The organism is Streptomyces sp. NPDC005808 (assembly GCF_042871385.1).
Taxonomy (GTDB): domain Bacteria; phylum Actinomycetota; class Actinomycetes; order Streptomycetales; family Streptomycetaceae; genus Streptomyces.
On sequence record NZ_JBIAIK010000003.1, the window covers coordinates 64,516 to 89,542 of the forward strand.

General features: G+C 68.7%; 19 protein-coding genes and 1 pseudogene. 17 read left to right on the top strand and 3 right to left on the bottom strand.

The annotated features are described in order from the left end of the window. The first annotated feature begins 51 nt into the window (after positions 1–51). From mrdA to ACFYPC_RS07330, 5 genes are all read left to right on the top strand, one after another. Positions 52–2,328, top strand: a complete 2,277-nt coding sequence (gene mrdA / locus ACFYPC_RS07310) for a penicillin-binding protein 2 (RefSeq protein WP_388672213.1) — start codon at positions 52–54, stop codon at positions 2,326–2,328. Beyond that, the gene (rodA, locus tag ACFYPC_RS07315) at positions 2,325–3,524 is read left to right on the top strand and encodes a rod shape-determining protein RodA (protein WP_388672216.1); all 1,200 of its coding nucleotides are present in this window, start codon (positions 2,325–2,327) and stop codon (positions 3,522–3,524) included. The genes mrdA and rodA overlap by 4 nt, the downstream gene beginning before the upstream one ends. Before the next feature lie 127 nt (positions 3,525–3,651). Next, entirely contained in the window at positions 3,652–5,220 is a 1,569-nt protein-coding gene (locus tag ACFYPC_RS07320) for a CHAD domain-containing protein (RefSeq protein ID WP_388672219.1), read from the top strand. 166 nt (positions 5,221–5,386) lie between these two features. Then, positions 5,387–7,336 carry a TIGR03960 family B12-binding radical SAM protein gene (locus tag ACFYPC_RS07325; protein ID WP_388672222.1) on the top strand — a complete coding sequence of 650 codons (1,950 nt, stop codon included), beginning with the start codon at positions 5,387–5,389 and terminating at the stop codon, positions 7,334–7,336. 471 nt (positions 7,337–7,807) lie between these two features. After that, positions 7,808–8,173 (top strand): hypothetical protein, encoded by a 366-nt coding sequence (locus ACFYPC_RS07330; RefSeq protein ID WP_388672225.1) that lies wholly within the window; start codon positions 7,808–7,810, stop codon positions 8,171–8,173. Between the two features lie 94 nt (positions 8,174–8,267). Here the strand turns inward: ACFYPC_RS07330 and ACFYPC_RS07335 are convergent, their stop codons facing one another. The 3 genes and pseudogenes from ACFYPC_RS07335 to ACFYPC_RS07345 all read right to left on the bottom strand — a co-directional run bounded on the left by ACFYPC_RS07335 (position 8,268) and on the right by ACFYPC_RS07345 (position 10,227). After that, positions 8,268–9,119, bottom strand: a complete 852-nt coding sequence (locus ACFYPC_RS07335; RefSeq protein ID WP_388672228.1) for a maleylpyruvate isomerase family mycothiol-dependent enzyme — start codon at positions 9,117–9,119, stop codon at positions 8,268–8,270. A 136-nt stretch (positions 9,120–9,255) separates the two neighbouring features. After that, positions 9,256–9,466 (bottom strand): annotated as a pseudogene (locus ACFYPC_RS07340) (recombinase family protein); the annotation flags it as partial. Between the two features lie 281 nt (positions 9,467–9,747). After that, positions 9,748–10,227: a DUF6194 family protein gene (locus ACFYPC_RS07345; protein ID WP_388673374.1), complete on the bottom strand. Its 480-nt coding sequence runs from the start codon at positions 10,225–10,227 to the stop codon at positions 9,748–9,750. Positions 10,228–10,274: 47 nt separating this feature from the next. On the opposite strand from ACFYPC_RS07345, the gene ACFYPC_RS07350 reads away from it, so the two are divergent. The 12 genes from ACFYPC_RS07350 to rpmA all read left to right on the top strand — a co-directional run bounded on the left by ACFYPC_RS07350 (position 10,275) and on the right by rpmA (position 24,932). Further along, positions 10,275–11,066, top strand: coding sequence for a MerR family transcriptional regulator (locus ACFYPC_RS07350; protein ID WP_388672231.1), 792 nt, complete (start codon positions 10,275–10,277; stop codon positions 11,064–11,066). Between the two features lie 182 nt (positions 11,067–11,248). Continuing rightward, a complete protein-coding gene (locus tag ACFYPC_RS07355) occupies positions 11,249–12,472 on the top strand; it encodes a hypothetical protein (RefSeq protein WP_388672234.1) in 1,224 nt (407 codons plus the stop codon). Positions 12,473–12,520: 48 nt separating this feature from the next. Further along, positions 12,521–13,420 carry a TIGR03936 family radical SAM-associated protein gene (locus ACFYPC_RS07360; RefSeq protein WP_388672237.1) on the top strand — a complete coding sequence of 300 codons (900 nt, stop codon included), beginning with the start codon at positions 12,521–12,523 and terminating at the stop codon, positions 13,418–13,420. A 245-nt stretch (positions 13,421–13,665) separates the two neighbouring features. Next, positions 13,666–17,715: an Rne/Rng family ribonuclease gene (locus tag ACFYPC_RS07365; protein ID WP_388672240.1), complete on the top strand. Its 4,050-nt coding sequence runs from the start codon at positions 13,666–13,668 to the stop codon at positions 17,713–17,715. A 277-nt stretch (positions 17,716–17,992) separates the two neighbouring features. After that, complete coding sequence (locus ACFYPC_RS07370; protein WP_388672243.1) at positions 17,993–19,060, top strand: glucose-1-phosphate thymidylyltransferase; 1,068 nt, start codon at positions 17,993–17,995, stop codon at positions 19,058–19,060. After that, a complete protein-coding gene (gene rfbB, locus ACFYPC_RS07375) occupies positions 19,057–20,067 on the top strand; it encodes a dTDP-glucose 4,6-dehydratase (protein WP_388672246.1) in 1,011 nt (336 codons plus the stop codon). The genes ACFYPC_RS07370 and rfbB overlap by 4 nt, the downstream gene beginning before the upstream one ends. Continuing rightward, positions 20,064–20,963 (top strand): dTDP-4-dehydrorhamnose reductase, encoded by a 900-nt coding sequence (gene rfbD / locus ACFYPC_RS07380; RefSeq protein WP_388672249.1) that lies wholly within the window; start codon positions 20,064–20,066, stop codon positions 20,961–20,963. Before rfbB ends, rfbD begins: the two co-directional genes overlap by 4 nt. Continuing rightward, positions 20,960–22,552 carry a glycosyltransferase family 2 protein gene (locus ACFYPC_RS07385; protein ID WP_388672252.1) on the top strand — a complete coding sequence of 531 codons (1,593 nt, stop codon included), beginning with the start codon at positions 20,960–20,962 and terminating at the stop codon, positions 22,550–22,552. The genes rfbD and ACFYPC_RS07385 overlap by 4 nt, the downstream gene beginning before the upstream one ends. A 20-nt stretch (positions 22,553–22,572) precedes the next feature. After that, positions 22,573–23,169: a dTDP-4-dehydrorhamnose 3,5-epimerase gene (gene rfbC, locus ACFYPC_RS07390; RefSeq protein WP_388672255.1), complete on the top strand. Its 597-nt coding sequence runs from the start codon at positions 22,573–22,575 to the stop codon at positions 23,167–23,169. Positions 23,170–23,265: 96 nt separating this feature from the next. Then, positions 23,266–24,060 carry a class I SAM-dependent methyltransferase gene (locus ACFYPC_RS07395; RefSeq protein WP_388672257.1) on the top strand — a complete coding sequence of 265 codons (795 nt, stop codon included), beginning with the start codon at positions 23,266–23,268 and terminating at the stop codon, positions 24,058–24,060. Between the two features lie 282 nt (positions 24,061–24,342). After that, complete coding sequence (gene rplU, locus ACFYPC_RS07400; protein WP_081221565.1) at positions 24,343–24,663, top strand: 50S ribosomal protein L21; 321 nt, start codon at positions 24,343–24,345, stop codon at positions 24,661–24,663. 14 nt (positions 24,664–24,677) lie between these two features. Then, on the top strand, positions 24,678–24,932 hold the full coding sequence (gene rpmA, locus ACFYPC_RS07405) for a 50S ribosomal protein L27 (protein WP_028802588.1): 255 nt from the start codon (positions 24,678–24,680) through the stop codon (positions 24,930–24,932). Positions 24,933–25,027 lie beyond the last annotated feature (95 nt).

Below are 25,027 nucleotides of genomic sequence, written 5' to 3' on the forward strand. Positions count from 1 at the left end.
ACCGTGTACTCGTATGACTCGTACGCACACTGAGAGGGGGAGGCAGCAGCAGTGACCAACATCCCCGAGACCGGTCGGACCCCACGGGTCCAGATCCGACTCGTCGTCATCCAGGTTCTCGTACTCTCCCTCCTCGGCACCCTTGGCGGACGCCTCTGGTATCTCCAGATCCGCAACGGCGACGAGTACGCCAAGGAGGCCTCCGGCAACCACGTCCAGCAGGTCGTCAGTCCCGCCGTACGCGGCTCGATCCTGGACGCCCGCGGGGTGCCGATCGCCGACAACGAGACCCGGCTCGTGGTCTCCGCCTCGCGCACCGACCTGCTGAAGATGAAGGACGACGGCGAGGCCGTCCTCACCAAGCTCGCCGGCGTCCTGGGCATGACGCCCAAGGAGGTCATGGAGAAGGTCCGCCTCTGCGACGCCGAGACGCCGCAGCCCTGCTGGAACGGCTCGCCCTACCAGCCGATCCCCATCACCGACGAGGCCACCGCCAGGCAGGCCCTGCAGATCCGCGAGCGCTCCGAGGACTTCCCCGGCATCAGCGCCGAGCCCCAGGCCGTACGCCGCTACGCCGCCCCCGGCGGGGCCAACACCGCGCAGGTGCTCGGCTATCTCTCGCCCGTCACCGACGACGAGATCACCAAGGCCGAGGACACCGACTCGCCGTACCTGCGCTCCGACCAGGTGGGCCGCTCGGGCCTGGAGCGCCAGTACGACCAGGAGCTGCGCGGCAAGGCGGGCGTCACCCGCTACGAGGTCGACAACCTCGGCCGCGTCATCGGCCAGGCCGAGAGTGACCCCGCCCAGCCCGGTTCGAACGTCGTCACCAGCATCGACGCCCGCGTGCAGAGCGTCGCCGAGTACGAGCTCAACGAGGCGATGAAGGTCGCCCGTACCCAGTTCGACAAGAACACCGGCGAGAACTACAAGGCGGACTCCGGGGCCGTCGTGGTGATGGAGGCCAAGACCGGCCGGGTCGTCGCCATGGCGTCCAACCCGACGTACGACCCGAACGCCTGGGTCGGCGGCATCTCCGGCACGGACTACGCCCAGCTCACCGGCAAGAACTCCAACTATCCCTTGCTCAACCGGGCGATCCAGGGCCAGTCGGCCCCCGGCTCGATCTTCAAGGTCGTGCCCACGGCCGCCGCGGTCAACGCGGGCTACTCCTTCGACGGCCCCTACGAGTGCTCCAGCTCGTACTCCGTCGGCGGCCAGGTCTTCAAGAACTTCGAGTCCAAGGGATACGGACCGATCAGCCTCGGCCGGGCCCTGGAGGTCTCCTGCGACACCGTCTTCTACCGTCTCTCGCACGAGGAGTGGAAGAAGGACGGCGGCATCGACCCGAAGAAGAACCCCGACGACTGGTTCTACAAGACGGCACACCAGTTCGGCCTCGGCGCCGAGACCGGCATCGACCTCCCGAACGAGGTCACCGGGCGCATCCCCGACCGCCAGTGGAAGCAGAGCTACTGGGAGGCGAACAAGGACGCCTGGTGCAAGTACGGCAAGAAGGGCGGCACGTACGCCGAGCAGATCGCGTACGAGAACTGCCTCGAAGGCAACAAGATGCGCGCCGGTGACTCCGTCAACTACTCCATCGGCCAGGGCGACACCCTCGTCACCCCGATCCAGATGGCCGCGATCTACGGAGCGATCGCCAACGGAGGCACGCTGTACGAGCCCACCGTCGGCAAGGCCATCGTCAGCGCCGACGGCAAGACCGTCGAGGAGATCGAGCCGAAGGCGAACGGCAAGCTGCCGATGACCTCCAAGACGCGCGACGAAATAGACGGAGCCCTCGCGGGAGTCGCGACCACCGGTACGGCCGCCTGGCGATTCGGCGGCTGGCCGCAGGACGAGATCCCGATGCACGCCAAGACGGGTACGGCCGAGGTCTACGGCAAGCAGACGACCTCGTGGTTCGCCACGTACACCAAGGACTACACGGTCGTCATGACCATCTCCCAGGGTGGTACGGGTTCCGGCGCCTCGGGCCCCGCCGTGCGCAACATCTACAACGCGCTCTACGGCGTCTCCCCGGACGGCAAGATCGACAGCAAGAAGGCCCTGCTGCCCACCCCGCAGAAGAGCCTGCCGAAGATCGAGTCCGACGGTTCGATCGACTCCCCGAAGATCGAGAAGTACGACCCGAAGAAGGAACAGGCCAGCGAGACCGCGCCGCTCGGCGGTGTGGACGGACAGCTCCCGGGGGCGACGACGTCCTCGCCGTCGGCGGAGAACCGTGACACCCGACGGCGCCGAGCCCGAGGCCGCGGGTGTGGCAGGCGCAGGACGACCGGGAACCGGAGACTGCTCACATGACCGGCGCGAACAACTTCTCCGTCTCCGGGTACGGACCCGAACGCGGCAGCCTCTCGCGGCTGTTCGCCCGCGACTCGCTGGCCCGCCGGCTCGACTGGCCGATACTCCTTTCGGCCGTCGCGCTCTCGGTCATCGGCTCGGCCCTCGTCTACTCGGCGACCCGCAACCGCACCGAGATCAACCAGGGCGACCCGTACTACTTCCTGATCCGCCACCTCATGAACACCGGCATCGGCTTCGGCCTGATGGTCGGCACGGTCTGGCTCGGCCACCGCACCCTGCGCACGGCCGTCCCGATCCTGTACGGCCTCTCGGTCGCCCTGATCCTCGCGGTGCTGACCCCGCTCGGCGCCACGGTCAACGGCGCTCACGCATGGATCGTTCTCGGCGGCGGCTTCTCGCTCCAGCCCTCGGAGTTCGTGAAGATCACGATCATCCTGGGCATGGCGATGCTCCTCGCGGCCCGCGTCGACGCGGGCGACAAGCCCTACCCGGACCACCGCACGGTCCTCCAGGCCCTCGGCCTGGCCACCGTGCCGATGATGATCGTCATGCTGATGCCCGACCTGGGCTCGGTCATGGTCATGGTCATCATCGTGCTGGGCGTACTGCTCGCCTCTGGCGCCTCCAACCGCTGGGTGTTCGGGCTGCTCGGCACGGGTGCGCTCGGCGCGATCGCGGTCTGGCAGCTGAAGATCCTCGACGAGTACCAGATCAACCGCTTCGCCGCCTTCGCCAACCCTGAACTCGACCCGGCAGGCGTCGGCTACAACACCAACCAGGCACGTATCGCGATCGGTTCCGGCGGCCTCTTCGGCACCGGCCTCGGCAAGGGCTCGCAGACCACCGGGCAGTTCGTCCCCGAACAGCAGACGGACTTCGTCTTCACCGTCGCGGGCGAGGAACTCGGCTTCGTCGGCGCCGGGCTCATCCTGGTGCTCCTCGGCGTCATCCTGTGGCGCGCCTGCCGTATCGCCCGCGAGACGACCGAGCTGTACGGCACGATCGTCGCCGCCGGCATCATCGCCTGGTTCGCCTTCCAGTCCTTCGAGAACGTCGGCATGACTCTCGGCATCATGCCGGTCGCGGGGCTGCCACTGCCCTTTGTGTCGTACGGCGGCTCATCCATGTTCGCGGTGTGGGTGGCCATAGGGCTGTTGCAGTCGATCAGGGTGCAGCGGCCCATGTCGGCGTAGGTGACGCCCCGGTGTCGCCGCCGGGAACGTGCGGCGACACCGGGAACAACGGAACATGTGGCTCAGATGACAACTCCGCACACATGGGGGGCTGCCCGTGTGCCGAAATCGCGTCTAGATTCAGTTCATGGCGGACACGAAGCGCGAGATCGAGCGTAAGTACGAGGGTCCCGCGGACAAGGGCGACGCGGGCCTGCCAGACCTGACGGGCGTCGCGGGGGTCGCATCCGTCATCGACAAGGGCATCGCCGAACTCGACGCCACCTATTACGACACGGCCGACCAGCGGCTCGCCGCCGCCTCCCTCACACTGCGCCGCCGCACCGGCGGCGACGACGCGGGCTGGCACCTCAAACTCCCCGTCTCCGCAGACGTACGCGACGAGATCCGGGCTCCGCTCTCCGACGACCTGCCCCACGAGCTGACCGGCCTCGTACGCTCCCGGGTGCGCGACGCCGAGCTCGTCCCCCTCGTAAGGCTGCGCTCGGCCCGCGATGTCCGCCACCTCGTCGACGACTCCGGCGCCCTGCTCGCCGAGGTCAGCCTCGACCGGGTGCGCGCCGAGCGGCTCAGCGGCGGCAAGGGCACCGCCGAGTGGACCGAGATCGAGGTGGAGCTCGCGGACGACGGCGACCCCGCCTTCCTCGACAAGGTCGAGAAGAAGCTCCGCAAGGCGGGCCTGGCCCGCTCCTCGTCGGCGTCCAAACTGGCGAAGGCGCTGGGGGAGACGGCGCCGAAGTCGAAGTCGAAGTCGAAGGGGAAGGGGAAGGGGAAGAAGGCCAAGGCGCACGCTGTGGAGAAGGCGCACGCGCTGGAGAAGGCGCCTGTCAGCGCCGGCGATCACGTCCTCGCGTACATCCGTGCCCAGCGCGACGCGATCATCGAGCTGGACCCCGCCGTCCGGCGCGACCTCCACGACTCCGTGCACAGCATGCGCGTCGCCACCCGACGGATGCGCAGCACGTTCCGTTCGTACGGCAAGATCCTCGACCGTGCCGTCACCGACCCGATCGGCGACGAACTGAAGTGGCTGGCAGGCGAGTTGGGCGTCGACCGCGACCAGGAGGTCCTCACCGAGCGGCTGACGCGGGCCCTCGACGACCTGCCGCACAGCCTTCTCTCCGGGCCCGTCCCCACCCGTCTGAGCACCTGGTCGGATGCCCGCCGCGGCGGCTCCCGGCAGCGGCTGATCGCCGTACTCGACGGCGAGCGCTACCTCGGCCTGCTGATCGCGCTCGACGCGCTCGTCGCGGATCCGCCGCTGCTCAAGGCGGCGGCGGATGACCCGGCGACGGTGATCGCGAAGGCCGTACGCAAGGACTTCGCGAAGGTCTCCGACCTGATCGCGGAGGCCCTCGACCGCCCCTCCGGCACCGACCGCGACCTCGCGATGCACGAGGCCCGCAAGAAGGCCAAGCGCACCCGGTACGCGGCCGAGGCCGCCGCCCCCGCCCTGGGCACACCGGCCGCCGACCTGGTCAAGTCGATGAAGTCCCTGCAGACCCTGCTCGGCGACCACCAGGACAGCGTGATGGCCCGCGAGGCGGTGCTCGAACTCGGAACCGAGGCGTACGCGGCGGGGGAGAGCGCCTTCACGTACGGGGTGCTGTACGGGAGGGAGGAACAGCGGGCGGCGGAGGCCGAGGCGGCGCTGCCGGAGGCCTGGGAGACGATCGGGAGCCGGGCGGCGGTCTGATCGCGGACGTGGGTGCGGTCCGGGCGGTGGACAGAGCGGTGCGGGGGGCCGTGCAGGCCGCGTTAGTCTGGATGGCCACCCTTGTCAGCCACTCTGTCAGCCGACTTTGTCAGCTCACCCTCTCAGTCCGCCCTGTAGGCCCACTCAGCTCACGAAGGTTCGCCAGATGCCAGCCGAATCGGTCTTCCCGCAGCTCGAAGCTCTGCTCCCGCATGTGCAGAAGCCGATCCAGTACGTCGGCGGGGAGCTCAACTCCACGGTCAAGCCCTGGGACGCCTGTGACGTCCGCTGGGCGCTCATGTACCCCGACGCGTACGAGGTGGGGCTGCCCAACCAGGGCGTCATGATCCTTTACGAGGTACTGAACGAGCGCGAGGGCGTGCTCGCCGAGCGTACCTACAGCGTGTGGCCGGACCTGGAGGAGCTGATGCGGGAGCACCGGGTCCCGCAGTTCACGGTGGACAGCCACCGGCCGGTGAAGGCCTTCGACGTGTTCGGGCTCAGCTTCTCGACGGAGCTGGGCTACACGAACATGCTGACGGCGCTGGACCTGGCGGGGATCCCGCTGGAATCGAAGGACCGGGGGTTGGACGACCCGATCGTGCTGGCCGGCGGCCACGCGGCCTTCAACCCCGAGCCGATCGCCGACTTCATCGACGCGGTGATCATCGGCGACGGCGAGCAGGCCGTGCTCGACATGACGGACATCATCCGCGCGTGGAAGGCGGAGGGCCGGCCCGGTGGCCGCGAGGAGGTCCTGTTCCGCCTCGCGAAGACCGGATCGGTGTACATCCCGGCGTTCTACGACGTTGAGTACCTCGCCGACGGACGTATCGCGCGCGTCGTACCGAACAAGTCGGGCGTCCCGTGGCGGATCAGCAAGCACACGGTCATGGACCTCGACGAGTGGCCGTATCCCAAGCAGCCGCTCGTCCCGCTCGCGGAGACGGTCCACGAGCGGATGTCGGTGGAGATCTTCCGCGGCTGCACGCGAGGCTGCCGGTTCTGCCAGGCGGGCATGATCACCCGCCCGGTGCGCGAACGCTCGATCACGGGCATCGGCGACATGGTGGAGAAAGGCCTGAAGGCGACCGGCTTCGAGGAGGTGGGCCTCCTCTCCCTCTCCTCCGCGGACCACTCGGAGATCGCCGACATCGCGAAGGGCCTGGCGGACCGGTACGAGGAGGACAAGATCGGCCTCTCCCTCCCCTCCACCCGCGTGGACGCCTTCAACGTGGACCTGGCGAACGAGCTGACGCGCAACGGGCGCAGGTCGGGCCTCACCTTCGCCCCCGAAGGCGGCTCGGAACGCATGCGCAAGGTCATCAACAAGATGGTCTCCGAGGAGGACCTGATCCGGACGGTCTCCACGGCGTACGGCAACGGCTGGCGCCAGGTGAAGCTGTACTTCATGTGCGGCCTGCCGACGGAGACGGACGAGGACGTCCTCCAGATCGCCGACATGGCGATGAACGTCATCGCCGAGGGCCGCAAGGTCTCCGGCCAGAACGACATCCGCTGCACGGTGTCCATCGGCGGCTTCGTACCGAAGCCGCACACCCCGTTCCAGTGGGCACCGCAGCTCTCCGCCGAGGAGACGGACGCCCGCCTCACCAAACTCCGCGACAAGATCCGCGGCGACAAGAAGTACGGCCGTTCCATCGGCTTCCGCTACCACGACGGCAAGCCCGGCATCGTGGAGGGCCTGCTCTCCCGCGGCGACCGCCGCATCGGCGCCGTGATCCGCGCGGTCTACGAGGACGGCGGCCGCTTCGACGGCTGGCGCGAGTACTTCTCCTACGACCGCTGGATGGCCTGCGCCGAGAAGACCCTCCCTGCCTTCGGCGTGGACGTCGACTGGTACACCACCCGCGAGCGCACCTACGAGGAGGTCCTCCCCTGGGACCACCTCGACTCCGGCCTCGACAAGGACTGGCTCTGGGAGGACTGGCAGGACTCCCTCGACGAGACGGAGGTCGAGGACTGCCGGTGGACGCCTTGCTTCGACTGTGGGGTGTGCCCCGCCATGGACACGACGATTCAGATCGGGCCGACGGGCAGGAAGTTGCTGCCGTTGACGGTCAATGGCGCTGCGGGGGGCGGACACGCTCACTGAGGTGAGTGGGGGGTTGCGGCGGGTCGTGGAGGCTCTGGGGGATGGTGGCGAGGAAGAGGTGGCTACTGTCCTGAGGGCCCGGGCCCTCAGCGCTCGGAGCGAGCGGCGGGGAATCGTGCGGGAGGCGCCGAGAACGCTTCTGCCGTTGCCTGAGGGCTCTTGCTGTCGAATCCGAGGTGGCGTGGGTCTGAGGGACTGAGATCTCGCGAGGGGCTCGTACGCGAGGGCCGTCGCCTGAGTGGCTCTCTCAGTTCGCGGGGTGCTCCCTGGCTTCCTAACGTGGCGATATCCGCTACGGAGGAGGCAGCCATGTCAGGGAGTGAGCCGCCTTCGAATGGGCCGCCGGCGAATGGTCCTCGGTGGGGGAGTCCGGACGACGACCAAACTCGTTCCGGGGGATGGGCTTCTCCTGCGTGGCCACCGCAGAAGAGGCGCCGGGGGCGGGGCTGTCTCTGGGGGTGCGCGGGGGCCTTGGCTGTTGTGGTCGTCATCGTTGTTGTTGTGCTGGTGATCGGGTTGGGGGACGCGGTCAACGACCCGAAGGATCCGCCGGCGAACCCCCCGTCGGCCGATGTGAAGGTCACGTCATGCACGGTCGATCCGGTAACTCGGTTTCCTTCGGCCGGGCTTGAGATCCGCAACCGCAGCTCGAAGGCTTCGACGTACAGCGTGAGCGTTGAGTTCACTGCATCGAATGGAACGCGTTTGGCTGAGGGCGCGACTCTGTCCTTGACAGTTGCGCCTGACCAGAAGGTGAAGACCTCGGTTCTCGGCTTGGACCAGGTCACTCAGAAGGTGGCGTGCAAGGTGACGAAGGTGATCCGGTTCGCGGGCTGACGGGTGCCTCTGCGACTCCTCCTATCGCTCACTGACAACTGAGCGTGTTGGGTTAGCCGTTGTACCTCGGGTCACAGCGCAGGAGCGGGGTTCATCAGTAGACGATGGACACTATCTGGCAGGCGGCTTCGGCGAGCCGGCGCTCTCCGCTGATGCGGGCTCGGTCGAGGGCAGTGCCGGGGTCGATGCTGCGGGTGCAGAGTCGCCAGGCGGTCTCTGGGTCCAGCCGTACTGTTGCGGTCGGCCGGCCGGTGGGCGTATCGGTCAGTGACCAGCGGTCCGCGGTGGCGGTCACGGTCCAGGTGCCGATGGCTGGCTCATCGATGGTCACCTGGAGCTGCGTCCCGGCGGGCGCGGGCGTGTCACGCAGCGTGTGGGGCAATGCCCTCATGAAGGTGTCCAGGACCGCGGACAGAGCGTTGGGCTCTGGGTCGGTGTTCTGGCCGGTGGCCTGGCGGATCTGCTGGCGGTGGGTCCAGTACTCGGTGAACTCCCGGGCGATGTCCAGCCACTTGGGCGCCGGATCGATTCCTGCCCAGGACACCCCCAGGCCCGTTGCGTGGAGGTCGGTGCCCTCGAATTGACGGGTGACCTGGGTCCCGGCCAGTTCCAGGGCTTCGATGAGCTCGGCGGGGCTGTGATCGGCGTAGAGGTCTATCCATTCCTGGTTGACTCGGTGGATGAATGCTTCCAGCGTCTCTCCGGCCGCCCTGGCGCGCTGGTGGCTCTCTGTGCTCCAGCCGAGACGGCCGTGGTAGTCGCCGAGGATGTGGGCGGCAATATCCTGCACGGTCCAGCCCGGGACTGCGGCCTTGCTCCACTCATTGCGCCGCAGAGCGCGTAGCACGTCGAGGAGCGACGCCAGCTCTGGCCCGAACAGCGGGCGAGTATCGATCGGCTTGCCCAGCCAAGAGGGGTCGCATACGCCGTTGGGCCGGAGACTCATGGCCAGAGCCTGTCAGCTGGGATACTCGGTCTTCCAGCGAATACCCCCTCGCTTCGGTCAGTCATCCGTCATCATCCCAGTGCTGGCCAGCTCCCCGATGAGCTTGCCGACAGTCGCCTCTGCCTGCTACTTCGTGAACAGGGTTGCCGTCCTTGCCGAGGATCGGCTTCGAGCGCCGTTGCCCTCCCTGCTTGTCCTCTTACTCGGTAGCCGAGGAGCGCGGGGTTGCGGAGCCGGCGATGGAGCGTTGCGACGGTGAGGCCCTGACTCATGAGGCCGGACCGCTTCAGGCAGCGCACCGCGTACCGGGCGGAGTGTCCTCGAAGCGCCTTACGCCGAGCCCAGTGCGCGTCCTCGGGTAACCGGACCTCGGCTCGCTTCCGTTCGTCCAACAGAGCAACGTCGGTTGCGGTGCGCTCAGCCTTGATGTCATGGGGGAACGAGGACAGCGACGGCTCGCGGCAGAGCGAGCGAACTACAAGGCCCACGGTACAAGGCCCACGGGCAGGAAGCTGCTGCCGTTGACGGTCGCGGAGACGGCGTCGAGCCCTGGGGGAGCTGAGGCGAGCAATGCTCTCGCTCGGGTGAGTGCAACGCCCGCTCTCAATCCGCTTCATCCGGGACCGCGTCAGTCATTCCCCGGCGACCTTCCCCGTTCGTGTCGCCGGGCGAAACGGCCGCGAGCGGCGTCGTGGGCGCCGCGCAGAAGCTGCATGGCCGTGTCGGTCGTCCTGTCGCCAGGATTGACGACGGAGATCCAGCTGAGCGCTCCGTACACCGGGTGCGGCATCACAGTGTCGGCGGCCGTGTAATCGCGAGCTCGGGTGAGGGCTCGCGGGTCCTCCTCCGTGAGTTCCCGGAACGTCGCACGGTCGACGTGGATGTTCACACGCCAGCGGTCTGGGGGATCAAGGTCGGAGACGGCGTCGCCGGGCTGGTTCTTGGTGACGATCGTCCCGTAGGGCTGGATGTTCTGAGGCATCTGTCCGTCCGGGGCGTAGTAGAAGAACGCGTCCCCCCAGGCGAACTCGGGGAAGCTGCTGCCCGGTTCCGGGACAACCACGAGCGCGCCGGTGAAGGCTCGCACGGTCGCGATGATCTGTTCCATACTCATGGTTCAAGCATCACCTTCAAGTGCTTATGTGGGGTTGGCGGATGGGAGAGCTGGTGAGCGGTTCGCCACGGGTACCGCTCCGAACCGTCGATGTCGCCAGGGAGTCCGGGTACTCGGTGCAACAGGTTCGCGACCTCGAGCGGTTGGGAGTCATTCCCTCAGCCGCTCGATCCAGCAACGGTTACCGTTGCTACACGCCGCTTCACGTGCAGGCTCTTCGCGCCTATCGAGGGCTCGCAGGTGCTGTGGGGCCTGTCGCGGCCCGGCAGATGTTCGCGGAGCTGCGGACGGGGACGCCGGCGGAGGCAGCCGCAGTGATCAACGCGGCTCACGTTCGGCTCGCTCGGGAACGAGAGGAGGCTCTGCGCGCTCAACAAGCGTTGCGCGTGATCGGGGCCGAGGCGAACACAACCGAGTTCGAGCAGGAGAGTGACGCGATGACGATCACAGAACTCGCTGCCGCGCTCGGCGTACGTCCCTCGACCCTGCGGTTCTGGGAGCAGGAAGGGCTTGTCAGCCCCGAGCGGGTGACATCACTGCGAGCACGTCGCTACGGGGCTTCAGCCGTCGGAGCGGCCCGTATCGTTGTGGCCCTTCGCGGCACCGGGTACGGCATTCCCGCAGTACGCGAGATCATGGACTCCCTGGCCAGGCTCGACGGCCGGGGAGAGACCCAACGCATCCTGCGGCAGCGTCTTGACCAGATCGCCATACGGACCGTGGCGCTACTCCGGGCCGGCGCAGACCTGGCATCTGTCGTGACGGCAACCCGGTCCGCATCAGGAGATGGTGACCCCGGTGACCTCGGTGACCTCGGTGACCACGGCTGGTAGGCACCGGTCGTCGGTGTGGTGGTTTGGCCAGAGGATCCAGCGGATGATCGGGGACATCCGCTGCCGTGTACGCGAGCGCCGTCGCAACTGTCGCAGCCCAGAAGGACTCCGGTCAGTCGGCGCGTTGAGTGAACATCTGCCTTGAGTGCATCCAGTCGGGGGGCCGGCGCGTCTACCTCGGTATGGATCTGGAGAAAACGCCCGTTGAGCGGCCCGTACCGCAGACGCAGGCCGAGGGATGCCTCGCGGTCGCGATCCGCATCCCGGTGCGGATCGTGGTGCTCGTGCTGGTTCTGCCGGTGCGGATGGTGTGGGACGCACTGGTCGTCGGTGGCCGGTTTCTGCGGGACTACGCGCTGCGGCCGGTGGGGCGGGCGCTGGCCTGGGTGGCGTGGGCGGTGTTCGTCTGGCCGTGCGTGACGGTGTGGCGGTATGTCGTCGTGCCGCTCGCGAAAGCGGTCGGGTGGCTCGGGTACGTCCTGGTCGTGGTGCCGCTGGTGTGGCTCTACCGGACCGTGCTGACGCCGATCGGGCATGCGGTCGCCTGGGCGGCCCGGGGGATCGGGGCCGGGATCGGCTGGGTGATGCGGGGAATCGCGTCCGGCATCGGATGGGTGGTGCGGGGGATCGGCGCCGGGATCGGCTGGATGTACGTGTGGGTACTCACGCCCGTCGGGCATGCCATCGCCTGGCTGGGCAAGGGCGTGGGGACGGTACTCGCGGCTGTCGGGACCGGGCTGTACGCCGTCGTCGTGTGGCTGGTCCGCCATCTGCTCGTCGTACCGGGCATATGGCTGTACGAGGGGATCCTCGCGCCCGTCGGGAGGGGGATCGCCTGGGCCGTACGGGGGCTCGGGTGGCTCGTACGGATGATCTTCACCGGCATCGGGATCGCGTGTTACTGGACCTTGCGCGTGCTGCTGGTGCTGCCCGCGCTGGCCGTGTGGCGGTGGGTGCTCGTGCCGGTCGGGCGCGTCCTGGCCGTCGTCGGGCGGGAGGTCGGTACGGCGCTCGGGCACGCCTGGCGCGTCGCCGGTCACCTCTCGCTCGTTGTCGGGAGGTTTCTCGCGCGACTTTTCCGGTGGATCTTCGTGGAGCCGGTTAGATGGGTGTACCAGACCGTCCTGACGCCCGTCGGGCGTGCCGTCCGTGACACGGTCCTGCGGCCCGCCGCCGAGGCCGCGCGCAGTGTGGGGCGGGGGACACGGCAGGCCCTCGCCGCCGCCCGGGAGTCCGCCCGGCAGGCCCGTGCCGACCTCCGGCGGATGCTTTTCGGGACGCCCCTGGAGCCCGTGCCGGTGCCGCTGGAGCCCTCGCCCGCCCCTCTCGCCGGCTCCCTGCGGGAACCGGGAGCCGACGAGACACGTACTCTAGGTAGGAGTAAGACCGCTCTCACGAAGGACTGAACGACACTGGGCAAGCGACAGCCCGAAGGCCCGCCGCCCGCACCCGCGGTGCAGCGCATCCGACTGCGCTACACCAAGCGCGGCCGCCTCCGGTTCACCAGCCACCGTGACTTCCAGCGCGCCTTCGAGCGTGCGTTGCGCCGTGCCGAGGTTCCGATGGCGTACTCGGCGGGGTTCACGCCGCATCCCAAGGTGTCGTACGCCAATGCCGCACCCACCGGCACGGGCAGTGAGGCGGAGTACCTGGAGATCGCGCTCACCGCGGTGCGTGACCCGGACAAGCTGCGCGATCTTCTCGACGAGTCGATGCCTGCCGGGCTCGACATCATCGAGGCGGTCGAGGCCCGGACGTCCGGGCTCGCCGACCGGCTCACCGCCTCCATCTGGGAGCTGCGCCTCGATGGCGTGGACCCGGCGGACGCGGAGCGTGCGGTCGAGGCCTTCAAGGCGGCGGATGTCGTCGAGGTGCAGCGCAAAGCCAAGAACGGCATCCGGACGTTCGACGCCCGAGCCGCCGTGGCAAGCCTTGAAGCGAGCAGTGCAGCAAGCCTCGGTGCGAGCAGTGCCACAAGCCTTGATGCGAGCAGTGCAACAAGCCCTGAAGCGAGCAGAGAGACAAGCGGCGAGACAGCCAGTGGGACGAACAGTCCACAGGCTGATAGGCCGAGCGACCGGGCCTGTGCGATACTGCGGCTGGTTGTTCGGCACGTGACGCCTGCCGTTCGACCCGACGACGTCCTGTCCGGTCTTCGCGCCGTGGCCGACCTGGCGCCGCCGGTCGCCGCTTCGGTGACCAGGCTGGCGCAGGGGCTGTTCGATGAAGAGACCGGCACGGTGACCGACCCGCTCGCGCCCGACCGCGAGGCAGTCACGGCAGCCCCAGCCGATCGCACCGGGGTCGCCGAAACCGCCGCCGCGAAGGCGCCGGTGCCGGTAGGTACCGCGTAAGGACAGATGTCGTAGCGCCGCCCTCGTACTCGGGAGCCACCTGGGTCGGGCAGCGCACCGACCACAAGACTTTCGCCAGGCCGTACGCACACATGGCGTACGGAACCGGCGAGACAGGACACAGAGAGCTCCCGTGCGGCGCCCGCGCCCCGGACGGCGGCACCGCGCATCGCGCGAGCCGCGGACGTCACCGGCATCGCCGGACCAGGTGCGGCGCCCGGGAGCCTGACGGGAGATCCACCCGCATGCTCGAACCGACCGAACCCATCGAGGGTTCCGACAACAACGACACCCCCAGCGACACCCTGCCGCCGCGGCGTCGCCGCCGCGCAGCTTCGCGCCCCGCCGGCCCGCCCACGGGCGCCGCCGAAGCCGCGGCCGAGACCACCGCGCCGGCCATACCGGCCGTGGCGTCCGCCGACCTCGTGGAGGAGGCGGACGAGACAGCAGTGGCTGAAACGGTTGAAGAGACCGATGAGGCGGTGGCGGTGGCTGAAACCGCCGTCGACGACGCCGCGCCGCGTCGTGCCCGTCGTCGTGCCACCCGTCGGGTGTCCGCACCCGCCGGTGCCGCGGAGACGGCTGGGGCCGCTGAGGTGGCCGAGACCGTGGTGCCCGCGGTGACGGCCGAGGCCGTGCCCGCCGAGACCCCTGCTGCCGCAGTGGAACCTGAAGAACCCGTCTCCGCCGGCCGTCCGCGTCGCCGTGCGACCCGCCGCGCCTCCGCGCCCACCGGCGCTCCCCGGGCGGCCGAGCCCGTACAGGCCGAGCCTGTACAGGCGGGCCCGACCGTCGAAGAGCCGGTCACCGTTGCTGAGGCCGTCGAGGAGCCGGTGGCTGCCGTCGCCGAGCCCGAGGACGCGGAGACCGCTCCCGTCGCCGAGGAAGCCGCCCCCCGTCGTACGACCCGACGTCGCGCCACCCGGCGCGTCTCCGCACCTGCCGGTACGCCCGAGGGCGGCACCGGCGACGAGCGTGTGGAGGCGCCCGTGACAAGCGAGACCCAGTCCGAGGAGCCCGCACAGGCCGAGTTCACGCAGGCCGAGCCCGCGCAGGCCGAGGACGAAGCCCCGCGTCGTGGCCGCCGTCGCGCCACCCGCAAGGCCGCCGTCGGTTTCTCCGCGCCCGCGCCGAAGGAAGCCGAGTCGGCGCGCAAGCCGGCGCGTCCGGCCGTCGCCGTGTTCCAGGCGCCCGTGTTCACCGAGCCGATGTTCCAGACGCCGGAGCGGGCCGCTGCCGCGGCTGCCGCCGAGGCGGCGGAGGACGTCGAGGAGGTCCCCGAGCTCGTCGAGGCCCCCGTGGCTCGGCAGCCGCGCCGGGCCGCCGCGGCTCCGCAGGCTCGCGAGGCCGTCGCAGCCCCTGAGGCCGTCGAGGAGGAGACAGGGTCGCGTCGGCGCCGTCGCCGCCGGGCCGTCGAGGAGGAGCCCGCGGCCCCGGAGCCCGTCATCGACGAGGTGGAGGAGCCCGAGGAGCCCGAGGACGCCGAGTCCGCCGAGGACACCGTCGACGGTGATGAGGGTGACGAGGAGTCCGCGGGCTCGCGCCGCCGTCGTCGCCGCGGTGGCCGTCGCCGTCGTCGCGGCGAGTCCGCCGAGTCGGACGGCGAGTCCGGCGACGACGACTACGCCGCCGAGCAGGTCGCGCAGGACGCCGAGGACACCGCCGAGCAGATCGAGGACGACGCCGAGGAGGGCGACGAGCGCGACGAGGCGGGCGGTTCCGGCTCCACCAGCAGCCGTCGCCGTCGGCGCCGTCGCCGTCGCGCCGGGGACTCGGGCACCGATGCCGAGCCCGCCGGGAGCGACCCCGAGCGCACCGTCGTCAAGGTCCGCGAGCCCCGCAGCAGCAAGAGGGACGAGCGGTCCGGCGATGGCACGGACGAGGTGCAGTCCATCAAGGGCTCGACCCGCCTCGAAGCCAAGAAGCAGCGTCGCCGTGAAGGGCGCGAGCAGGGCCGCCGCCGCGTTCCGATCATCACCGAGGCCGAGTTCCTGGCCCGCCGTGAGGCCGTCGAGCGTGTGATGGTCGTCCGTCAGAGCGGCGAGCGCACCCAGATCGGTGTCCTTGAGGACAACGTGCTCGTCGAGCACTACGTCAACAAGGAGCAGTCGACCTCGTACGTCGGCAATGTCTACCTCGGCAAGGTGCAGAACGTCCTGCCCTCGATGGAGGCCGCCTTCATCGACATCGGCAAGGGCCGCAACGCCGTGCTCTACGCCGGTGAGGTCAACTTCGAGGCGCTCGGCATGGCCAACGGGCCGCGTCGTATCGAGAGCGCGCTGAAGTCCGGTCAGTCGGTGCTCGTGCAGGTCACCAAGGACCCGATCGGCCACAAGGGCGCCCGCCTCACCAGCCAGGTGTCCCTCCCCGGCCGCTACCTGGTCTACGTGCCCGAGGGCTCGATGACCGGCATCAGCCGCAAGCTGCCCGACACCGAGCGCGCGCGTCTGAAGACCATCCTCAAGAAGATCGTCCCCGAGGACGCGGGCGTCATCGTGCGCACCGCCGCCGAGGGCGCGAGCGAGGACGAACTGCGCCGTGACGTCGAGCGGCTGCAGGGGCAGTGGGAGGACATCCAGAAGAAGTCGAAGAGCGGCGGCGCCTCGAACGCGCCGACGCTGCTGTACGGCGAGCCGGACATGACCGTCCGTGTCGTCCGCGACATCTTCAACGAGGACTTCACCAAGGTCATCGTCAGCGGCGAGGACGCCTGGGAGACCATCCACGGGTACGTCGCCCATGTCGCGCCCGACCTGACCGACCGCCTGTCGAAGTGGACATCCGAGGTCGACGTCTTCGCGACGTACCGGATCGACGAGCAGTTGATGAAGGCGCTGGACCGCAAGGTCTGGCTGCCCAGCGGCGGTTCGCTGGTGATCGACAAGACCGAGGCGATGGTCGTGGTCGACGTCAACACCGGCAAGTTCACCGGTCAGGGCGGCAACCTCGAAGAGACCGTGACCAGGAACAACCTGGAGGCGGCCGAGGAGATCGTGCGCCAGCTGCGGCTGCGCGACCTGGGCGGCATCGTCGTCATCGACTTCATCGACATGGTCCTGGAGTCCAACAGGGACCTGGTGCTGCGGCGCCTCCTCGAGTGCCTGGGACGCGACCGTACGAAGCACCAGGTGGCGGAGGTGACCTCGCTGGGCCTGGTCCAGATGACGCGCAAGCGCGTCGGACAGGGTCTGCTGGAGTCCTTCTCCGAGACCTGCGTGCACTGCAACGGCCGCGGTGTCATCGTGCACATGGAGCAGCCGACCTCCGTCGGAGGCGGCGGCAAGCGCAAGAAGCGCGGCCGGGGCGGTTCCGAGCAGGAGCACACCCACGAGCACGACCACGACGTCCTGACCACGGAGACCGCCGAGGCCGAGGCGCTGGACGAGGTCGAGACCGAGGCCGAACTGGCTGCCGAGGTCGCCGCGCCCGTCCCGTTCGCCCAGGCTGCCCCGTCGGAGTTCGTACCCGACGAGGACCTGTACAGCAGCGCCGCCGAGGCGGAGGCCGCGGCTTCCCGTGGGCGTCCGCGTCGCCGGGCGACCCGGCGCGCGTCGGCTCCCGCGGGTGCGCCCAGGGGCGAGGAGCGGACCCCCCGGGGCCGGCGTGAGGAGCGGGCGCCCAAGTCCCGCGACGCCGCCGAGGCCGAGCCCGTCGCGATCGAGGACCCGGTTGTCGAGGCGCCGGGCGCGCACGCTCCGGTCGTCGAGGCTCCGGCTGTCCAGGAGGTGACTGAGTCGGCTCCGGCTCCCGTCGCCGCCGTACAGCAGGAGGACGAGGCCGCTCCCAAGGGCCGTACGCGGCGTCGTGCGACCCGGAAGGTGTCGGCGCCGGCCGGTTCGCCGAAGGTGGCGGAAGAGACCGTGGTGACAGTCGCGGAGCCGGTCGTGGCGCCTGTCGCGGAGGAGCCGAAGCCCGAGCCCGCCGCGGAGCAGGCCGCCGAGGCGCCCGTCGAGAGCGGCGCTCCGGCCCGCCCGCGCCGTCGCGCCGTCCGCAAGGCCACCGCGCCCACCGCGTCCGAGGAGGCGGCCGTCGTGGTCGTCCCGTCGGTCTCCGTGGAGACGGTGACCGAGACGGCCGAGGCCGACGCGGAGGCTCCGGCCACGAACGCGGCCGCCCGCAAGACCGCCAAGAAGGCGACGGCGAAGAAGGCCGTCACCAAGAAGGCGGCGGCCAAGAAGACAGTCGCGAAGAAGACCGCCGCGAAGAAGACGACCACCAAGAAGGCGGCGTCGAAGAAGACAGCGGCGGCGGAGCAGCAGGAACAGCCGACGGTGTCGGCGCTCACGGAGGACTGAGCGCGTCCTTCGCGGGACGGAGCGACTCCCTCGCGGGACTGAGGGCGCCTTGTCACGAGGCGGAAGAACGGCGGTGGCCCGCCCGGTGAGAACCGGACGGGCCACCGCCGTTCCGTGTTGCGCACCCGCCCCACGAGCCGTCCTTCGGAAATCGCATAGGTGAACGACATGTGAATCGGCGATGCACGGTCGGGCTAAGATGAGGAGCGAGATTGACGTCAAACTAAGAAAAAATGGGATATCTGTCCCGTATGAACATTGGATCTGGGGGCAACAAGTGAAGGCTCTCGTGCTCTCCGGGGGAGCGGGCACCCGCCTCCGCCCGATCACGCATACGTCGGCCAAACAGCTGGTACCGGTCGCGAACAAGCCCGTGCTCTTCTACGGCCTGGAGGCGATCGCCGAAGCCGGCGTCAGCGAGGTCGGGATCGTCGTGGGAGACACCGCGGACGAGATCCGCGAGGCGGTGGGCGACGGTTCCCAGTTCGGGATCAAGGTCACCTACATCCCGCAGGACGCGCCGCTGGGTCTCGCCCACGCCGTGCTCATCGCACAGGACTTCCTCGGTGACGACGACTTCGTCATGTACCTCGGCGACAACTTCATCGTCGGTGGCATCACCGGCCTGGTGGAGGAGTTCCGGGCGGACCGGCCCGACGCGCAGATCCTGCTGACCAGGGTCCCCAACCCCACCTCCTTCGGTGTCGCGGAGCTCGACGGCGCCGGCCTGGTGGTGGGCCTGGAGGAGAAGCCGAAGAAGCCCAAGAGTGATCTGGCGCTCGTCGGCGTGTACCTGTTCACCGCGGCCATACACGAGGCCGTCCGCTCCATCGAGCCCTCCTGGCGCGGCGAGCTGGAGATCACGCACGCCATCCAGTGGCTGATCGACGAGAAGCGTGACGTCCGCTCCACCACGATCTCCGGCTACTGGAAGGACACCGGCAACGTCACCGACATGCTGGAGGTCAACCGGTCCGTCCTGGAGACCGTGGACCCGGTGATCGAGGGCACGGTGGACGAGGAGAGCGAGATCATCGGCCGGGTGCGCATCGAGGCGGGTGCCCGGGTCAGCGGCAGCCGGATCGTCGGACCCGCGATCATCGGCGCCGGCACGGTGGTGAGCGACGCGTACATCGGTCCGTTCACCTCCGTCTCCGAGGACTGCCGGATCGAGGACAGCGAGATCGAGTACTCCATCGTGCTGCGCGGCTCCTCCGTGACCGGCGTGCGCCGTGTCGAGGCCTCGCTGATCGGCCGCAATGTCGAAGTCACGCCGGCCCCCCGCAACCCCGCAGCCCACCGGCTCGTGCTCGGTGACCACAGCAAGGTACAGATCTCTTCATGACCACCCCTTCTTCTCCCGCGCGCCCGACCCGGATTCTCGTCACCGGCGGCGCCGGCTTCATCGGCTCCCACTACGTCCGTACGCTGCTCGGCCCGCAGGGTCCCGGTGATGTCTCGATCACCGTCCTGGACAAGCTGACGTACGCGGGCAACCCGGCCAACCTCGACGAGGTGCGCGCGCACCCCGGATTCGCCTTCGTGCAGGGCGACATCTGCGATCCCGAGCTGGTCGGCAAGCTGATGGCCGAGCACGACGAGGTCGTGCACTTCGCCGCCGAGTCGCATGTCGACCGCTCCATCGACGGCGGCGCGGAGTTCGTGCGTACGAACGTGGTCGGCACCCACACGCTCATCGACGCGGCGCACCGGACCGGCATCAAGACCTTCGTGCACATCTCCACCGACGAGGTCTACGGCTCGATCGACGAGGGCTCCTGGCCCGAGACGCACCCGCTGGAGCCCAACTCGCCCTACTCCTCGGCGAAGGCGTCCAGCGACCTGATCGCGCTGTCGTACCACCGCACCCACGGCCTGGACGTCCGCGTCACCCGTTGCTCGAACAACTACGGGCACCACCACTTCCCCGAGAAGGTCATCCCGCTCTTCGTCACCAACCTCCTCGACGGCAAGAAGGTCCCGCTGTACGGCGACGGCGGCAACGTCCGCGACTGGCTGCACATCGACGACCACGTCCAGGGCATCGAGCTGGTCCGCACCAAGGGCCGCGCGGGCGAGGTCTACAACATCGGCGGCGGCACCGAGCTCTCCAACAAGGAGCTCACCGGGCTGCTCCTGGAGGCGTGCGGCGCCGACTGGGAGACGAGCGTCGAGTACGTCGAGGACCGCAAGGGCCACGACCGCCGCTACTCGGTCGACTGCACGAAGATCCGCGAGGAGCTGGGCTACGTCCCGCGCAAGAGTTTCGAGCAGGGGCTCGCGGAGACGGTCCAGTGGTACCGCGAGAACCGCTCGTGGTGGGAGCCGCTGAAGGAGCGGGCGGCCCTGTGAGCGACACCCGGAACTGGCTGGTGACCGGCGCGGGCGGGATGCTCGCGCAGGATGTCCTGGCCCGGCTCGCGGACGCCGGTGTCCCGGCGGTCGCGGTCACCCGCACCGAGCTGGACATCACCGACCCCGCCGCCGTGCGCGCGGTCCTCGCGGAGCACCGCCCGTCCGTCGTGGTCAACTGCGCGGCCTGGACGGCTGTCGACGACGCGGAGACCCGTGAGGACGACGCGCTGCGGATCAACGGCGACGGCGCACGCCACCTCGCCGAGTCCTGCCGCGAGCTGAACGCCGTACTCCTGCACGTCTCCACGGACTACGTCTTCCCCGGCGACGCCGACAAGCCGTACGCCGAGGACGCCCCGACCGGCCCGCGCAGCGCGTACGGCCGTACCAAACTGGCAGGCGAGCAGGCGGTCCTCTCGACGCTTCCCGACAGCGGGTTCGTGGTCCGTACGGCATGGCTGTACGGCGCGGGCGGCGGCAATTTCGTCCGTACGATGATCAAGCTGGAGGGCGTCAAGGACACCCTCGACGTCGTCGACGACCAGCGGGGGCAGCCCACCTGGACGGTGGATCTGGCCGACCGGCTGGTCCTGCTGGGCCAGGCTGCGCTGGCCGGCACCGCTCCGGCCGGTGTCTATCACGGCACCAGTAGCGGCGAGACCACCTGGTTCGGCTTCGCCCGCGAGATCTTCCGGCTGCTCGGCGCCGATACGGCGCGGGTCCGGCCGACCACCAGCGCGGCGTTCGCCCGCCCCGCGCCCCGGCCCGCGTACAGCGTGCTGGGTCACGACCGTTGGCAGCAGGCCGGCATCGAACCGATACGCGACTGGTCGGAAGGACTCAGCTCGGCGATGCCCGTGCTGGCCGCCGAGCTCCAGGAGGGGAACTCATGACCGTGAAGGTCAGCATCATCATCCCGGTCTACAACGCGGGGGAGTACATCGAGCGCCCGATCAGCTCGATCCTTAAGCAGACACTGCCGCAGGACGAGCTCGAGGTGATCTTCGTCGACGACGGGTCGACCGACGATTCCGCGGAGCGGCTCCATGAGGTGGCCGACAAGACCGAGAACTTCCGAGTGCTCTCCATGCCGAACTCGGGCTGGCCCGGGCGTCCCCGAAATGTCGGTGTCGCCAACGCGGTCGGCGAGTACGTGCATTTCCTCGACCAGGACGACGGCTTGGGCCCGAAGGCGCTGGAGGTCATGTACGACCGGGCCCTGCGGAACAATTCCGACATCGTCGTCGGTAAGGTCAAGGGCAATATGCGTGGCCCCATTCGCCTTTTCCGGGAGTCGGTCGACCGGACCGGCCCGGAGTTCGCCGAGCTGTACGAGACGCTGACTCCGCACAAGATGTTCCGGCGCAAGTTCCTGGTCGACAACGAGATCATCTTCCAGGAAGGGCGCTGTCGCCTGGAGGACCAGATGTTCCTGGCGAAGGCCTATCCGCTCGCCAAGAACATCACGATCGTCGGCGATGTCGTCTGCTACGACTGGAGCAAGCGCGACGACGGCAGCAACAACAGCAAGAGCAGGACCGAGCCGGCGGACTACTACCCGTGGCTGGCCAAGACCGCACAGATCGTCAAGGCCAACACGACCCCGGGACCGGCGCGCGACGCCTTCCTGACGCGCAACTACCGGGTCGAAGTCCTGCGGAACACCTCCACGCAGGGATTCCTGAAGGGCGATCCCTTCAGCATGGGGCACTACGAGGCGGCCCGAAAGGTAGTCGTCGAGGAGTACACCGATTCCGTCCGTGAGGGGCTGCCGCCGCTGTGGCGGTTCCGCGCCGAACTGCTCGAGGCGGACCGCGTCGAGGACCTGCGCAAGGTGGCCCAGCGCTACCGCGACGCCATCAGCGAGGTCGAGTTCAGCGGACCGGTGCGCTGGCGGAAGGGTGTGCTGGTGGCGCCGTTCCGTGCCAGGCTGCGGTACGAGGACGGTGCCCCGGTGAAGGTCAGGAAGCTGAGCGACGGCTACGGCCTCGACCTCGCCCTGGTCCATGGGATCGACGGCGGGCCCGACTGGTCCTTCAAGGACATCGAGAACCGTGCGGCCATAGATTTCCAGCTGCGTCAGCGCAACAAGTCGCAGGCCTGGTTCCCTGAAGTCGATTCGAAGGTGACTGTCGCCGCGGACGGGACTGTGGAGATCGAGGGAACCCTGCGCATCGACCCCGACACCGCCGCATGTGGCGGTCGGCTCCCCAAGGGGCTCTACGACGTTCACGTCAACGTCCAGTTGCTGGGGATCGAGCGGATGGCCCGTGTCGAGGGCGGCCCGGTGAGTGAACTGCTGCCCTGCGGCGGTGAGCGGTCGCAGCGCCAGAACATCCAGGCTGCCCCCTACTGGACCCGGGACGGGCGGCTGGCTCTCGACATCGGCGGAAACATGCACAAGGTGCCGGACAAGTCAGCTGGATCCCAGGCCACTTGGCGCAGAGTCGCCAAGAAGGTCAAACGAGTTCTCGCATCCTGACCCGGAGGTCTCGCTACATCATGAAACCCCTCTCCATCGAAGGCGCGTGGCTCTACGAGCCCAACGTGTTTCCGGACGAGCGCGGTAGCTTCCACGAGTGGTTCGGCGGATCGGATTTCCGGGCGAGTACCGGGCACGACCTGTCCCTGGCCCAGGCCAACTGCTCGGTCTCACGCCGCGGAACCCTGCGCGGTATCCACTTTGCCGATGTGCCGCCGAGCCAGGCCAAGTACGTGAAGTGCGTACGCGGTGCCGTGCTCGACGCCATCGTCGACATACGGGTCGGCTCCCCCACCTACGGGCAGTGGGAGCTGGTCCGGCTCGACGACGAAACACACGCCTCGGTCTACCTCTCCGAAGGTCTCGGGCATGCCTTCCTGGCGCTGACCGACGACGCGACGGTCGTCTATCTGTGTTCCGAGGGCTACGCACCGAAGCGGGAGCACGGCATCCACCCCCTCGATCCCGAGTTGGGCATCGAATGGCCGACGGACGTGGAGCTGTTGCTGTCGGACAAGGATGCCGCCGCTCCGACGCTGGCGGACGCGGCGACGCAGGGACTGCTCCCCAGATTCGAGGACTGCGTCGCCTATCGCACGGACCTTCACAAGCGCTGAAGTTACCCGCAGGTAGGTGTTTACTCCCCGGTCAACTCCCGGCTAGCTTCCGTTGGATCGTCATCTCCTCAACTGCCAGTGAAGGGCGCGTTCTACGTGGATCGGCACGGAATTCTTCGCCAGCTGCACAAGGTGTATCGACCCCGCAACTACCTTGAGATCGGAGTCAATGACGGCCGCAGCCTGACGCTGTCCCGAGTACCCACGGTCGCCATCGATCCGGCATTCAAGGTGACGTCGGAGGTCAGCTGCGATGTGCACCTGGTCAAGGCCACGAGTGACGCCTTCTTCGAGCGCAGGGACCCGTTGATCCACCTGCGGAACGGGCGCAACCCGTTCCGCGCGCTCGCCCGCCGTGACCCGCTGAACCTCCTGGGGGGTGAGCCGACCCTGGACCTGTCGTTCATCGACGGCATGCACCTCTTCGAGTTCGCACTGCGTGACTTCATGAACGTCGAGCGGCACTCGCGCTGGTCGAGTGTGATCGTGCTGGACGACATGCTGCCGCGCGACGTCGACGAGGCGGCCCGCGACCGGCACACCGGGATGTGGACCGGCGACGTGTTCAAGGTGACGCAGGTGCTGAGGCGCTTCCGCCCCGACCTGGTTGTGGTGGAACTCGACACGAAGCCGACCGGTGTCGTCGCGATCTTCGGGGCGGACCCGACCAGCACCGTGCTGAAGGACAACTACGACAAGATCATGGAGGAGTACCGCGCCGACGACCCGCAGGTCGTCCCCGAGGAAGTCCTGCTACGCAAGAACGCCATCCAGGGCGAGGCCCTGCTCAACGCGGACTTCTGGCCGGCCCTGGTCAGGGCCCGTAATCTGCGGCGCCCTCGCTCGGCGTTCGCGCCCATCCGGCGCCGCATCGAGGCAGTGACCGGCTGATACCGGCTCGACCGCTGATACCGGTTCGACCCTCGGGCCGAGAGCGTCCGGCCCGAGGGGTACGCACCTGATTTCGCGGGGCGGCGGCTGCCCGGACCCGGTTTGACCCCCCGACCGGCGCCCCGTAACCTAGACCGTCGGCGTGTTCATTGCGCGCTACGCCCCTCGTAAACCCTTCCTTCCGGGCTCTTCCGGAAGCCTCCCGGTCTTCGGGAGAGGCCGCTCGCCCCGCGTGCGGCTGGACTGCGAGGGTCCCGCTTCGAGTCAGAGAGTGAGATCCGCGTGTACGCCATCGTGCGCAGCGGTGGTCGCCAGCACAAGGTTGCTGTAGGCGACATCGTTGAGGTTGACAAGATTTCCACTGCCAAGGTAGGCGACACCGTAGAGCTCTCTACGCTGCTCGTTGTCGACGGCGAAGCCGTGACCAGCGACCCGTGGGTCCTCGCCGGGATCAAGGTCCAGGCCGAGATCGTGGACCACCACAAGGGCGTCAAGATCGACATCCTTCGGTACAAGAACAAGACCGGTTACCGCCGTCGTCAGGGCCACCGCCAGCAGTACACGGCGATCAAGGTCACTGAGATCCCCGCGGCTGCGAAGTAAGGGACTGAGGAGAGATGGCACACAAGAAGGGCGCATCGTCCACTCGGAACGGTCGCGACTCCAATGCTCAGCGGCTCGGCGTGAAGCGCTTCGGCGGTCAGGTCGTCAACGCCGGTGAGATCCTGGTCCGCCAGCGCGGCACCCACTTCCACCCGGGCAACGGCGTCGGCCGTGGCAAGGACGACACGCTGTTCGCCCTTGACGCCGGTGCGGTGGAGTTCGGTACCCACCGTGGCCGCAAGGTCGTGAACATCGTTCCGGTCGCCTGACCGGTACTTTTCGCGAGGCGGACCTCACTTCCCCCACGGGAAGCGGGTCCGCCTTTCGCGTGTTTTCAATGGATGAGGCCCTAAGAGTGGGCGCG